The sequence below is a fragment of the Nocardia sp. JCM 38205 genome (assembly GCF_058222935.1).
In genome coordinates this window covers 781430-795027 of record NZ_JBYHFL010000003.1, presented here as the reverse complement: position 1 = coordinate 795027, position 13598 = coordinate 781430, and the positions used below count along the sequence as shown (strand labels likewise).

Below are 13598 nucleotides of genomic sequence, written 5' to 3'. Positions count from 1 at the left end.
GGCACATGCGAATTCGAAGCATCATGAGGACATCGACCCTCCGGTGTGCCGCGGTGGCCATCGCCGCGACCACCGTGTTGACCGGCTGCTCGGCCGTATCGGGCACCGCGGTTCCCGGGGAACCGGATGTCCGGGGTCTCGATATCGGCAGCTACCCGGTCACCCCACTCGATATGCGCTGGGAATACCTGAACAGCCTGGTCGGCGGCACCGAGCTGGCGATCATGCGGCTGTCCGACAGCGTCATCAACGGGATCGATGTGGACCCGAAGCTGAAGTACAACCGCGGGGCGAAGGGCTTCGAGGACGCCCGAGCGGCCACCGAGCTACTCGCCGACGTCAACGGTCCGGTGCTGGAACGGCACAAGTTCATGTTCGGCCTCGGCATCACCTCCGCCGACCGCGCCAAGCGGGAGAAATCAATCGGCGAAACGGCGGTCACCATCGGTGTGCTGCAGTTCCCGGACGCGGCGGCGGCCAAGGCCGCGGCGCGCGACCTCGACCAGACCGATTTCGCGGTGGCGCCCGACCAGAACAAGGCGGTCGCGCTGAAGAAATACCCCGACGCCCACTCCCATTGGCGGCCGGGCATTCCCTCGCTCGGCACCACCATGGCCGTCGGCAGCTACGTGCTCACGCTGCTGGTCACCTGGCCGAGCCCCGACCTGGACTCGCTGACGAGTCTGGCCGAGAAGACCTATGAGATCCAGGTCCCGCTGCTGAAGGAACTGCCTGCCCTGTCCAAGCGTGAGGTGCTGGAGCTGCCGTTCGATCCCGACGGAATGCTCCGGCGCATCCTGACCTCCGAGGAATTCTTCTTCGCACCCGCCGCAGGCACCGTCGGCACCTTCAAACCACGGGGCGTGCTGCACTGGGTCGGCGAGCCGACCGACGTGCAGAAGGCGATGCAGGACAGCGGTGTCGACAGCATCGCCCTCGCCGACGACACCTACCTATGGCGCACCAAGGACGCCGATGCCGCGGCGAAGTTCGCCGGTTCCCGGCTCACGGCGAGCCGGTGGACCGATATCGATGCACCGAAAGACGTTCCGGACGCCCGCTGCCGGGAAGACGCCAGCCCCAACGACTCCGATCAGAAGTACGTCTGCATCGTCCATTACGACCGCTATGTCGCCCAGGTGCAGAGCGGCCAGCCGATCGATGTCCGGCAGCGGGCGGCCGCGCAGTACGCCCTGCTCGCCAACAGCCAGTACCAGTAGCGCCACCACCGACGACGGCCCGGCTCCATTGCCGCCCACTATGCTCCGAAGAACGTCCGCCCCAGCCGGCACCCCGATGCCGAACCAGCCAAGACAGGAGACCGCGAGATGGCGATGAGCCCCGGCACCATCGTGGGCGGATATCGCATCCAGCGCGTACTCGGCGCGGGTGGGATGGGCACCGTTTACCTGGCCAAACACCCCAGCTTGCCCCGTATGGACGCGCTGAAGGTGCTCAGTGGGCACCTCAGTGCCGACAACGAGTTCCGGGGCCGGTTCGAACGTGAAGCGAACCTTGCCGCCGGACTGGATCACCCGAACATCGTGTCGGTCTACAACCGCGGCGAGGAAAACGGCCAGCTGTGGATCGCCATGCAGTACGTCGACGGCACCGACGCCGCCGCCGAACTCGAGCGCGATCCGCGCGCCATGACCCCGCAGCGCGCGCTGCGCATCGTCACCGAGGTCGGTAAAGGGCTGGACTACGCGCATCGTCGCGGGCTGCTCCACCGCGACGTCAAACCGGCGAACTTCCTGCTCTCGGCCGAGCACGACGAGGAAGAACGCGTCCTGCTCACCGACTTCGGCGTCGCCAAATCCTCCGAAGACACCACCGACCTCACCCAGACCGGCAGTTTCGTCGCCACCATCGCCTACGCGCCCCCCGAGCAACTCGCCGGCGGCCGGCTCGACCACCGCGCCGACATCTACAGCCTGGCCTGCGCCTTCTACAAACTGCTCACCGGCCAGAACCCCTACCCGGCAACCCAGCCCGCCATGGTCATGATGGGCCACCTGCACGAACCACCCCCACGGGCCACCGCGGTCAACCGCAACCTGCCCCCCGCCATCGACCAGGTCTTCGCCCGCGCCCTGGCCAAGAACCCGGCCGAACGCTTCAACACCTGCCGCGAATTCACCGACGCCGCAGCTCGAGTCCTCTCCGGCTCCATCCCGCACGCCCCCGGCCCCAGCTACACCTCCGGCGCCCACCAGCACCCCACCGGCACCCTCGGCTACACCGCGGGCCCCCACGCCCAGGAACCCAGCTGGCCCCGCTACGCCGTCAACAACACCGCAGAGCAGACCCGCCCACCCACCGACCCGCGGGCCCATATGTCGGCGCCATCCATCCAGCAGGCTCCCACCCCCACCGAGCCCCGCCGCAACCGCGCCCGCCTCCTGACCGCCGCAGCCGCGGTAATCGTCGTCGCACTGGCTGCGGGAATCGGGATCTGGGCGATGACCGGCGGCGATACGCCCGCAGGGCCGGCCGGCACATCGACCAACGCCGCACCCGGCTCCATCGAGGAAGCCCGCAAGAACAATCCGGCATTCGCAGGTAAGTCCGTCACGGTCGTCGATGTCACCGGCGGAAAGGCCTACGACAACCAGCTTGCGATGTATCTCGCGCCGAGCGACCAGGCGAAGTTCCTCCAGGATCTGGGGTTCGTCTACAATCCGGGCTTCGCCAAGTCAGGCGACGAAGCCTCGCCTCGGCCGGTGACCAAAGAAGACCGCTATTCCACCTTCTCCAAAGTGAATTCCGACTACATCGTCGCTATCCGCAGCGACGAAGGCGCTGGTGGCGGCGGACTATCCGGACTCAGCCCATACGTCACCGACGTCAAGTCGATCGTCATCGTGGTCGACGACCCGGCTACCGTCAACGCCTTCCGGAATTGGACCAGCTCGTCGCAGCCGCTGCTACTGGAGAAGCTCGTCCCGATCCTGTCGGCACAGGTGAAGTAGTATCCCTTCAACTGCGATCTACCAAGGGGGAGTCCAATTGAAGCCGACTGTGCTGTCGTCTTCGCATCGAGGGCTATGGGCATTGTTCGCGGCCGGAGCCATCGCAATCGGTGCGACGGCATGTGGTTCGACCGATACGCCGGCCGCTTCCACTCCGGTACCGGAAATCGACATGAGCACGTTGGATCCCGGCGGATTCCCTACTCGGCCCCGCGAATTCGGTACGGTGCAGACTATCGACCAGGCTCGTATCGTCGAAGCGACCCGGCTTGCCGAACACCTTCCGCTCCCCGCCGAAATCGACCCGGGATTCAATTACTCGAACCAGTCCATGGGGCGGATCCTGCTCGGGCCAGAGCAGCTCGGCCGCCTCATTGCGGTCGACAATTTCGACAAGGACGCAGCCGGATTCATTTCAGGATTTCTCAGCGAGGGTGAAACGAAACCCGACCATGCGGGACTGCATTTCATGAATGCAGTGCTGATCTTTCCCGATGCCGCCAGAGCCGCCGGAGCAGCGGCCGCGCTGGAGAATTCGGACTACCTTTACAACAACAGGAACCAACGAGTGGCCATCCCCGGATACCCCGAAGCGCATGCACACTGGGAACCGGGAGTGCAATCGATCGGCTCCTGGTTCGCCTCTGGCAACCTGGTCATCTATACCTGGGTGTACGACTACGTCAAGACCTGGCTGAAGAAGGATGATCTTCCGGCGCTCCTCGGTTTGGTGCAGAAGAGCCTCGATGTCGTGGTCCCAGCGCTCGAGAAGTTCGAACCGACACCCGCCGACAAGCTTATGCAGCTTCAGGCCGACCCCGACGGAATGATGAAGCGGGTACTGCCGCGGTCCGAAGGGAATCCCCTCGTCAACCCGCCGGCGGTGTTCACCGCCAACGGTGCCCTTCATCTCGCCGAGTTGCCGCTCGACAGGAAGCAGCTGTTCACCGAACTAGGCGTGGACCGGTACGTCGAGGGCGACGCCCTGCTGTGGCGAGCACGTGATGCGGGTGCCGCAGATCGCCTCATGGACGATGTGAGCGAACTCGACAAGAAATATCGCAGCATCGACCCACCCAAGGGTCTCCCGATCGCCAAATGCAAGGAATACATAGGCCGAGATCGCTACGTGCCAAGGTACTACTGCACGGTCAAATACGATCGCTATGTCGCACAGACCTGGTCATTGCAGTTGACCGATATCCATCAGCTGATTTCGGCCCAGTACAGCTTGTTGGTGAATGCCCAGTGAAAACTTCCCGCAGAATTACCAAGCTCCGCCTGGCAGGCATCCTGGCCGTTGCTGCCACTGCGGTATTGACAACAGCATGTGGCTCGACCATCCCTGGATCACCAGCGGCCGGTGAAATCGACATCCGAATTTTCGACACCGGGCAATATCCGACCGAACCACTCGATGCGCACGATGACACGCCGGTTCCGGGATTCTACGACTACTGGAAAATCGCAGGAATGCGGCTGGCCAACCACGTTCCGCACCCGTATCTGATCGATCCCGCGCTCAAACTCAACTCTTACGGTACGAGTATGTCGGATACTGGTCTGCCCGACTTCATGGGCAAAGAAGCCGAATTGACCGCGATCGCCAAGCGGAACAAGATGCTGTTCGGTTTCCGGACGTCGGCCAGCAGCGTGCTCTATTCGACACCAAGCTACTACGAATGGCCCGAAACCAAGTCGGCATGGGGACCATCGACCTCGCTCGCGATCGCGGTTTCGCAATATGTCGACGACGCGCACGCCCAGAAGGCCGCCGACGAGTTCTTCCGAGCGGACCGCGATCGGTTCAAGGACAATGAGGAAGTCGAGCTTCCGAAACACTCAGCAGCGCTGTCACATTGGAAGCCCGGCGGGACCGCACTCCGATCGTTCACGGCCCGGGGCTCCTATGTCGTGTCGATCACAGTAGTTATGCCCACCTCCGACCTGAACGGATTGAAGGGCCTCGCGGAAAAGGCTTTCGAAAAGCAACTTTCTATGCTCGATGCGCTCCCGCCGATAACTGACGAGGGAATGCTCGAACTTCCCTGGGATCCCGAGCGGATGCTACGCCGCACGCTCAACCCCAACCAGTTCCACAGCCCCACCGTGGACGAGGACTACGGGGTGTTCGAGCCGGACGGGTTCCTGCATTTCACTGAGGACGCCGGCGCTACGAAAACTTTCCTCGACCGTCTGGGCGCAGACCGAGTGGCCAGCTCCTACGGAACGCTGTCTTTTCGGGTAGCCGATCCCGAGGCCGCACAGCGAGCCGTCGAAGAGAAGGTCACCGCATACCCGTTCAGTAGGGTGCTCGATCCCCCGAAAGACGTGCCGGATACCGCCTGCGTGGAGGTAGCAGACCCGGGCGGCAGTGCCGAGTTCATGTGCATCGTCGCCTACGACCGATACGTGGGCTATGTGGGCTCCAACCAGATAACCGATGTACATCAAAGGGCGGCCGCACAATACGCGCTGTTCGCAAATAGCCGGTAAGCACGCGGAACCCCGACGCGAGCTCAATAACGGACGATTGCTGAGAACCGCCCGCGAACGACCAGGAGACATGAGACATGGCGATGAGCCCAGGCACCATCGTCGGTGGATACCGGATTCTGAAGGTGTTGGGCGCCGGTGGGATGGGTACCGTCTACCTCGCTAAACACCCGACCTTGCCGCGAACGGACGCCCTCAAAGTGCTCAGCGGCGAGCTCTCCCGCAACGATGAATTCCGTGCCCGGTTCGAACGAGAGGCGAACCTCGCCGCCGGTCTCGACCATCCGAATATCGTATCGGTCTACAACCGAGGTGAAGAGGAGGGGCATTTATGGATAGCGATGCAGTACATCGAGGGAACGGACGCTTCGGCCGACCTGACGCAGAATCCGTATTCGATGTCACCACTGCGGGCTCTCCGAATCGTCACCGAGGTCGGCAAGGGCCTCGACTACGCTCATCGAAAGGGCCTGCTGCATCGCGACGTCAAACCCGCCAACTTCCTGCTGTCGACGTCCCGCGACGAAGAAGAACGGGTATTCCTCGCCGATTTCGGCGTGGCAAAATCGTCCGATGACGCCAATAACCTGACACAGACCGGAAGCTTCGTAGCGACCATCGCCTACGCGCCGCCGGAACAACTCAGCGGCCAATCTCTCGATCACCGCGCCGACATCTACAGCCTCGCCTGCTCGTTCTTCAAGCTGCTGACCGGCCAGAACCCCTACCCAGCAAGCCAACCAGCGATGGTCATGATGGGACACCTTCATGAACCACCACCGCGCGCTTCCGTGGTTCGTCCAGGGCTGCCGAATGCCATCGACCGTGTCTTTGCCAAAGCCATGGCAAAGAATCCGGCGGAGCGTTTCGGCTCCTGCAAGGAATTCACCGCCGCTGCGGCAGCAGCTCTGACTCCGGGACACCATCCCGTTTCCACCAACACCTCACCGACCTACCCCGTCCAAGTGTTGCCGCCCGATTCACGTGCCCGTGCCGCGACGGTGACCGGGGATATCGCGCCACCGCTTCAACCGTCGAACCCGCGCAACGGCGCCGGTCGGCGCAAGATGATCGCCGGCGCTGGAGCCGCAGCCCTCGCGGTCGCCTTGGCGGTCGGTGCGACAGTATGGATCACCAATAGCGATGCCGCACCGGCTCCAGCGGACGCAGCCGCTTCGGCCGGAGCCACCGACGCCGCGCCGGTGTCCCGGGCCCGCGTGGACAACCCCGCATTCCAGGGAAAAACCGTCACCGTAGTGGACTACCAAGGGCCGGAGTCCGTGGAGGTCTACTACAACAAGTCACCACAGGCGGAATTCCTCCAGAAGTTGGGGTTCATCTACAATCTGAACCTCACTCAGGGCAATGGCCAGGCAGCCCGGGGCCCTGTCGAGGGGAGGATTTCGGAAATCGCCGACGACCCGAAGGCGTACCTCATAGTGCTACGAAGCGATCCCCAAGCGGGGGGTGGTGGCCTCACCGGGTTGCCCTTCGACATTGTGCATTCACGCTCGCAGGTGATCGCCGTTGACGCGCCACCAGCTGTTTCGGCCATGCGCGATTGGTCCGGGCGTTCTGAGGAAACCTTGCTGGATCAGCTGGTTCCGGTGCTTCGCCAGCGTATTAAATGAGTACGGCATCAAGCAAAAAAGGTGCGCTTCGAATCGTGCTGGACGATTGGAAGCGCACCTTATGGCAGGCCATCGGCCCTGGTATCACATCCAGGACTGAGCCGCGGTCTTGTCGGCGGTGGTCATATCGATGGCGCCGTCCTCGACGACCTTGGCGACCGCCTCGAGGATCGTCAGCAGGTCGTTGTGGGCGTCGTCCCAGCGGGCCTGCTTGTCACGGTAGGCGGCCTGCGCCTGACCTTCCCAAGACGCAACCAGCTGGTTGACGTAGCCGGTCAGCTCGTCGTGGGTCTCCGTCAGACGGCTCTTGGACGTACGGATGTCACCAGCGAGCGCGATCAGCTGGCCTTCGTTGTAAAGCATTTCGCCTCCTAAAAGAAAAAGACTGGTTCTGTTGTTCAGCTCTGGATGTTGAGGCTGCTCGCCTTGCCCAGCTCGCCCGACGCACCCGCCTTGTGGATGGAGTCGAGGTGCGCCTGCTCGGCATCGGTGAAGCCCTTGCCGTTCTTGCGAATGGAATCGGCGATCTCCTGCAGAACCGTGTGCAGCCGGTCGGAGGCATCGCGGTAGTCGTTCATGACCCCCTGGAACGCCTTGGCGGCCTCGCCCTTCCAGTTCCCTTCGGAACCGGCGACGAGAGTACCGATGCGGCTGAGCTCGGACGCCAGCTGGCCGTTCACAGTTTCGACGTGGCCCGCCGACGCCTCCATTGCGCCAAAATCGGCAATGATGTTAGACATTCTGCCTCCTGCTTCTACGTTTGGGTTCGGACGCGCTGCGCCAGCAGGGCCGAACTGCTCCTACACGATGATTGGACGCTAGGGCTGCCCAATCGGTTCCATCGATGTGGAAGAAATTTTTGGCTGTTGTCATGGGATGACTTCCAGCGTGGTTGCGACGTCTGCACAGAGTTGTGTTGTCGTGTCTTGCCCCCCTGTCTGATATTGGCACCCGATGCTGACTTGGGTGCTGTGCTCGACGATAACATGCCAGTCGACTTGTGAACCGTCGTCTGGATGTTCGGTGTAGGCCAGGCCTGGGCGGCCGCCGAAGACTACGTCGTGGCGCAGGGGGCTCATGGTTCCCGCGGGACGTTGCTTGATCTGAGCCTCGAGGTCGGCCGCGACCTTTTCGTAGCCGACACCTGGGGCTACCTGCTTTTGAGTGAGCGTGATTCGGGCCTTTGTGCCGTCTTCGGGGACCAAGTAGATGCGGGATCCGCCTGCCGCCTCGGTGATCCGCCAGCCGGACGGGACCTCGAACCGGATATTGCCGATCGTTTCAGGAGCTGGTGCGGCCTTAGTGGTCGCCTTGGCTGGAGTTGTCGGAGCGACGGTGGGCGATGAGGGTGCGGCGACCGTGGACGATTGGGCCGCTGCTGCCGTGCCGCTCGTCTCATCGGGCTGGTTCATGGCGACGGCTGCGCCGATACCTGCGACCACTATCGCGGCGACGGCGGCTGCGCCGATGTAGATCGGTGTGCGCGAACGCGGCGGCCGAGTCGCCGCGGCGCGCTCTCGCAATGGTTGCAGCCATTCGGTCTGCGGCAGCGGAGGAATGGATGCTGTCGGGTAGTGCGTGGGCTCGTTCTGCTTGTTACGAGCCAGATCGGCGCTCGCGACTGTCCGAACTTCGGTGTCGGGGCCGCTGACTTCGGTGACAACCGAACCGATGAGCTCGAGGAAGCGCGGGTCGGCGCCACCGACGACCAGGACGCTGTCAGCGGGCCGTCCGGCCAGCAAGCGTTCGAGGAGTGCCCGTAGGTCCGTCAAACCTGGGCTGTCCGGAGCGATCTCGGCGGCAGCAAGGTTCGGCTCGTGCTCACACGCCTCGATCCCCGGACCCTGCTGACCGTAGGTGACCGATGTCGCGGTCGTCGACAACGGGGCGAACTCGATCACCACCGTACGGCGATCCCGGTTTCGAATATCCGCCGCTACCGCACGTAGGGCTGCGGTGTGAATCTTCACCTCGGAGGCGCAACGAGAAGCGGCAGTTTCGAGGTCGGAACGGCGCCGTGCCCCCCATTCGGTGGGCGTGACGATCGTCAGGCGTTCGCAAGGCGCCGGAACACGCAACTCGGCAAGCAATCTGCCGAATACCGCCGTCATAGCGTCGATCGGCGAAGGCAGGCTCGGCAGATAAGCGATCCGGTCCGCGGTCAGCAGTTGCACTGCCGAACATGCCATCGACTGCGGCGCCAGTGGTTCTCCGACGACGAGACTCATCCCGTCGCTGCCGGGCGCAACCGACGGTGGCATGTCCGCGTGCGTGTTCGAGCTCCGCGCCCACAGGCGCGCATCGGTAACGATCAGCTCGACTGCGGTCATGAGATCGGCTGGATGTACGAAGTCTGGATGAGCTCAGCGCCGGCCCGGCTGACGAGAGTACCGCGCCCCGGAGGCATCGCACTCGGCCGGACATTCCCGAGCAGGCTGCCTTCTTCCCGGCTACCGCTCATGATCAAACCTGGTGTGGCCAGATCCCGCAGGCGTGAGATAGCAGCCTCGTACATCGCGCGGGATGCACCACCGGACCGACGGGCGATGATCAAGTGGAAACCGACATCCTTTGCGTGCGGAAGGTATTCGACGATCGGTGCGATCGGATTACCACTCGATGTGACCACAAGGTCGTAGTCGTCGACGATCAAGTAGAGATCCGGACCGGACCACCACGAGCGCTCACGCAGCTGCTGGGGAGTGACGTCAGGGCCGGGCATACGCGAATTGAGCAGCGCGGCGAGATCATTGACGTTGGTGGTAAGCCCTTGCGCGCTGGTGGCATAGGCGGCGATGTGATCGCCCTCGACCGCACCGAGCAAAGTGCGCCGGTAGTCGGCGAGGATGATCGCCGCTTCCTGTGGCCGGTTCGACTCCATGATGCCCTGGCAGATGCCGCGCAGCAGGGTCGTCTTTCCACACTCGGTATCGCCGAAGATGAGGAAGTGCGGCTGTTCGTTGAAGTTGAGGAAAACAGGCGCCAGTTCGGATTCGTTGATACCGATCGGAATACTGAGGTTCCGACGCCCCGGAACAACCGTGCCCCAACCCTCGATGGTGGACATCAGGTCGTAGCGATCCAGCCGATCCGGCAGCATACGAACCTTCGGCGCAGGACGCCCAGGCGTCATCGAAGCCAGCTGCTGCACCGCATTCGCCACACCGGTGCTGAGGTCCTGCGGGTCAGAGCTGCCATCCACCCGCGGCAGCGCGGTGAGCATGTGCAGGTTCTCCGGGGTCATACCGCGGCCGGGACGGCCCTGCGGCACGAGGGCGGCGATCTTGCGACCGAAGTCGGAGTCGGCCGGGTCACCCAAGCGCAGTTCGAGGCGGGTGCCGATCTGGTCCTTGAGGGCCGGGCGGGCTTCCATCCAGCGTGACAGGGCGATCACCACGTGGACGCCGTAGGACAGGCCCTGGACGGCGAGGTTCATGATCGGCTGTTCCAGGGCGTCGAAATCCTGGCGGATCGAGCCGAACCCGTCGATGACCAGGAAGGCGTCGCCGAACGGGTCTTCATGGGCGCCGGCCGCCGCGGGGCTGCTTGCCGGATCCATGGCGCGCAGGCGGCGGAACTCGGCCATCGACTCGATGCCGAGCTGGCGGAAACGGAGTTCGCGCTGGCGAACGATCGTGGTCATTTCCGCGATGGTGCGGCGGACCTTGTCCTCGTCGAGGCGCCCCGCCACCGACCCCACATGCGGCATACCCTCGAGGCTGGCGAGCGTACCGCCACCGAAGTCGAGGCAGTAGAACTGGACCTGTTCGGCGGTGTGGGTCAGCGACATCGACATGATCAGGGTGCGCAGCATGGTCGACTTGCCGGACTGCGGGCCGCCGACGACGGCGACGTTGCCCCGGGAGCCGGACAGGTCGACGACCAAGGGGTCGCGGCGCTGGTCGTACGGGCGGTCGACGATGCCGATGGGGGCGCGCAGGGTGGCCACCGCGGCGTACTCGCCGGTGAGGATCGAGCGCGGGACGAGCTGGTCGAGGGTGGGAGCCTCGTCGAGCGGCGGGAGCCAGATCTCGTGGGCCGGGCGGCCGTGGCCGCGGATGCGCTGCACGAGCATGCCGATGTTGGACAGCTGTTCGCCGTCTTCGCCGGCCTGGGGTTCCGGATCGTCGGTGGGCTCGGGGGGCAGCGGGATGCGGTCGGCGCTGCGGAAATCGACATGTCCCGCTTCGAAAGGCCTTGCGCGCACATCGATTTCACCGGCCTGGGTGGCGATGGTCATGTCACGCTGCGAACCACCACCGACGTATGGCCCGGAGACGTAGGACGCCTGGAAACGCACGATTTCACCGGAGTCGGACTTGAGGTAACCGCCACCGGGACTGTTGGGCAGGTTGTAGGCATCGGGGACACCGAGCACCTGACGGGATTCGTTGGCGGAGAAGGTCTTCAGACCGATGCGATAGGAGAGATGGCTCTCCAGGCCCTTGAGCTTGCCTTCCTCCAGGCGCTGCGAGGCCAGCAACAGATGCACGTGCAGCGAGCGGCCCAGGCGGCCGATCATGACGAACAGTTCCGCGAAATCCGGGTGCTGGGTGAGCAGTTCGGAGAACTCGTCGAGCACCACGAACAGCGCGGGCAGCGGGTCGAGGTCGGCGCCTGCGGCGCGGGCCTTCTCATACTCGGAGACGTTGGCGAAGTTGCCGGCCTGGCGCAGCACTTCCTGGCGCCGGTTCATCTCACCGGCCAGGGCGTCACGCATACGGTCGACGAGGTCGGCTTCGTCTTCGAGGTTGGTGATGACGGCGGCGACGTGCGGGACGTCTTCGAAGCCGAGGAAGGTCGCACCGCCCTTGAAGTCGACCAGGACCAGGTTCAACTGATCCGGCGAATGAGTCGCCAGCAGGCTGAGCACCAGGGTGCGCAGGAACTCCGACTTACCCGAACCGGTCGCACCGATGCACAGACCGTGCGGACCCATACCGCTTTCGGCGGCTTCCTTGATATCGAGCACAACGGGCAGGCCATCGGCGCCGACACCGAACGGAACCCGCAGCCGCTCCCGGCCGTAGCGCGGCCGCCACGCGTGTTCGGGGTTGAAGGTTCCGATATCGCCGAGGTTCATCAGCTGGGCCCAGCTGGAAATGACCTCGGTGTCATCGACCTCGACGTCGCTGCTGCGCTGAGTCGCGGCGCGGAACGGGGCCAGCCTGCGGGCCACCTGCTGGGCCTGCTCGGGGCTGATCCGGTCGATCATCGCGAAGCGTTCCTGATTGCCGGTGGCACCGCGGCCGACGCATTCGCCGTTCTCGACGATCATCTTGATACCGCGCGAAACCGCAAGGCGCGGAGCGTATCCGCACAGATCGATGATGGTGACGCCCTCGAAGCCGGATTCGCGGAGCTGATCCTCCTCCGACTCCAGCAGACCACCGTCGACGACGATGACGATGTGCACCAGGTTCGGGTTGGCCGGCTGGTTGCGCGAGTAGCGGACCCGATTGGCCAGCAACGGCTGCAAGCCGGTGGCCGCCTCACGGATGGAGCTGTAGAACATGCGCTGGGTGCCGATGCCGTCCTGGGCATCGGGATGCTGCGAATGCGGCAGCCACTTCGTCCAGTCCCATTCCGAGGCGGTGTCCGGACCGCAGACCACCGCGATCAGCACCTGATCGGGACCATGAAACATGGCCAGCTGCAACAACATCGCGCGCGTCATATCGCGGGCCTGGCCGCGATCACCGTCGAGCGCGATGGTGGCGAAACCCTTGACCGCGATCGCGGTGGGCAGATCCGGGACGGTGGAATGCGCGCGGACGAAGCGGCGCAGCGAGACCGCGGCGATCGGCTCCAACTCTTCGACGGGGCCCGTTTCCGGAGCGATCAGCCGGGTGGCCAGGCGCTGGCCGCCGATGCCGATGCGCGCGTGGCAGAAGTCCTTGTCGCCCGCGCGGCGCTCCCACATCCGGCTGGTGCCTGCCAGCATCCAGATCAGACCTGGTTCCGGGTGGCTCCATTCGACGGCGGCGCGCTGCTGGGTGGCCGTCTCGTCGACATCTTTACGCACCTGATCGAGGTAGCGCAGGTAATCCTTGCGATCCTCGTTGGCCTCCGCGGCCTTCTGTCCCTTGCCGCCACCCTGGCCGGCGAACATACCGACCATGGAGAACAGCATCATGACCGGGAACATCATGGTCATCGGGTTCGACATCATGCCGCCACCCTGAGTGAACATCAGGGCCATCATTCCGACCATGCCGATGACCATCACGACCGGCATCAACTTCATGAGCAGATTGCCCGGCGTCACCCGAGGGATCTCGGGAGGCGGCTGCAGGGTGACCTCTCCACCCGGCGTCCGCGGCATCTCCCGGCGTGCGCGCCGCTGAAACCGGACTGTGCTCATAAGACGAGAATTCCCCCTCTTGGCCTGCGGTGTTCGGGCCTCAGTGTAGAGGCAACCGCCGACATGTCGTACAGTTCGACCAGCATTCTGCTGCCCGGACCCATGGGTTCGCAAGCTCCGCTCGGGCCGGCGGAG

9 protein-coding genes are annotated in these 13598 nt (G+C 64.1%); 5 read left to right on the top strand and 4 right to left on the bottom strand.

Annotated elements, in window-relative coordinates; all coding sequences use genetic code 11:
- The first annotated feature begins 23 nt into the window (after nucleotides 1–23).
- From AC4HOU_RS15165 to AC4HOU_RS15145, 5 genes are all read left to right on the top strand, one after another.
- Nucleotides 24–1220, top strand: coding sequence for a DUF7373 family lipoprotein (locus tag AC4HOU_RS15165; RefSeq protein ID WP_490724640.1), 1197 nt, complete (start codon nucleotides 24–26; stop codon nucleotides 1218–1220).
- A gap of 108 nt (nucleotides 1221–1328) precedes the next feature.
- Nucleotides 1329–2972 (top strand): serine/threonine-protein kinase, encoded by a 1644-nt coding sequence (locus tag AC4HOU_RS15160; protein WP_490724639.1) that lies wholly within the window; start codon nucleotides 1329–1331, stop codon nucleotides 2970–2972.
- A 37-nt stretch (nucleotides 2973–3009) separates the two neighbouring features.
- Nucleotides 3010–4224 carry a DUF7373 family lipoprotein gene (locus AC4HOU_RS15155; protein ID WP_490724638.1) on the top strand — a complete coding sequence of 405 codons (1215 nt, stop codon included), beginning with the start codon at nucleotides 3010–3012 and terminating at the stop codon, nucleotides 4222–4224.
- Nucleotides 4221–5468, top strand: a complete 1248-nt coding sequence (locus AC4HOU_RS15150) for a DUF7373 family lipoprotein (RefSeq protein WP_195020650.1) — start codon at nucleotides 4221–4223, stop codon at nucleotides 5466–5468. Before AC4HOU_RS15155 ends, AC4HOU_RS15150 begins: the two co-directional genes overlap by 4 nt.
- A gap of 77 nt (nucleotides 5469–5545) precedes the next feature.
- Nucleotides 5546–7099 (top strand): serine/threonine-protein kinase, encoded by a 1554-nt coding sequence (locus tag AC4HOU_RS15145; RefSeq protein ID WP_195020649.1) that lies wholly within the window; start codon nucleotides 5546–5548, stop codon nucleotides 7097–7099.
- An 84-nt stretch (nucleotides 7100–7183) separates the two neighbouring features.
- Here AC4HOU_RS15145 and AC4HOU_RS15140 read toward each other — a convergent pair whose 3' ends face one another.
- The 4 genes from AC4HOU_RS15140 to eccCa form a co-directional block, all read right to left on the bottom strand.
- Nucleotides 7184–7462 carry a WXG100 family type VII secretion target gene (locus AC4HOU_RS15140; RefSeq protein ID WP_195020648.1) on the bottom strand — a complete coding sequence of 93 codons (279 nt, stop codon included), beginning with the start codon at nucleotides 7460–7462 and terminating at the stop codon, nucleotides 7184–7186.
- Between the two features lie 35 nt (nucleotides 7463–7497).
- Nucleotides 7498–7839, bottom strand: coding sequence for a WXG100 family type VII secretion target (locus AC4HOU_RS15135; protein ID WP_195020647.1), 342 nt, complete (start codon nucleotides 7837–7839; stop codon nucleotides 7498–7500).
- A gap of 129 nt (nucleotides 7840–7968) precedes the next feature.
- On the bottom strand, nucleotides 7969–9429 hold the full coding sequence (locus AC4HOU_RS15130; protein ID WP_490724637.1) for a type VII secretion-associated protein: 1461 nt from the start codon (nucleotides 9427–9429) through the stop codon (nucleotides 7969–7971).
- Nucleotides 9426–13463, bottom strand: a complete 4038-nt coding sequence (eccCa, locus tag AC4HOU_RS15125; protein WP_195020645.1) for a type VII secretion protein EccCa — start codon at nucleotides 13461–13463, stop codon at nucleotides 9426–9428. Before eccCa ends, AC4HOU_RS15130 begins: the two co-directional genes overlap by 4 nt.
- Between the last annotated feature and the right edge of the window lie 135 nt (nucleotides 13464–13598).

Bases quoted from the DNA above. Each gene is read 5' to 3' on its own strand.
- AC4HOU_RS15135 (WP_195020647.1), bottom strand. From the start codon at position 7,839: ATGTCTAACATCATTGCCGATTTTGGCGCAATGGAGGCGTCGGCGGGC.
- AC4HOU_RS15130 (WP_490724637.1), bottom strand. From the start codon at position 9,429: ATGACCGCAGTCGAGCTGATCGTTACCGATGCGCGCCTGTGGGCGCGG.
- eccCa (WP_195020645.1), bottom strand. From the start codon at position 13,463: ATGAGCACAGTCCGGTTTCAGCGGCGCGCACGCCGGGAGATGCCGCGG.
- AC4HOU_RS15145 (WP_195020649.1), top strand. From the start codon at position 5,546: ATGGCGATGAGCCCAGGCACCATCGTCGGTGGATACCGGATTCTGAAG.
- AC4HOU_RS15140 (WP_195020648.1), bottom strand. From the start codon at position 7,462: ATGCTTTACAACGAAGGCCAGCTGATCGCGCTCGCTGGTGACATCCGT.
- AC4HOU_RS15165 (WP_490724640.1), top strand. From the start codon at position 24: ATGAGGACATCGACCCTCCGGTGTGCCGCGGTGGCCATCGCCGCGACC.
- AC4HOU_RS15160 (WP_490724639.1), top strand. From the start codon at position 1,329: ATGGCGATGAGCCCCGGCACCATCGTGGGCGGATATCGCATCCAGCGC.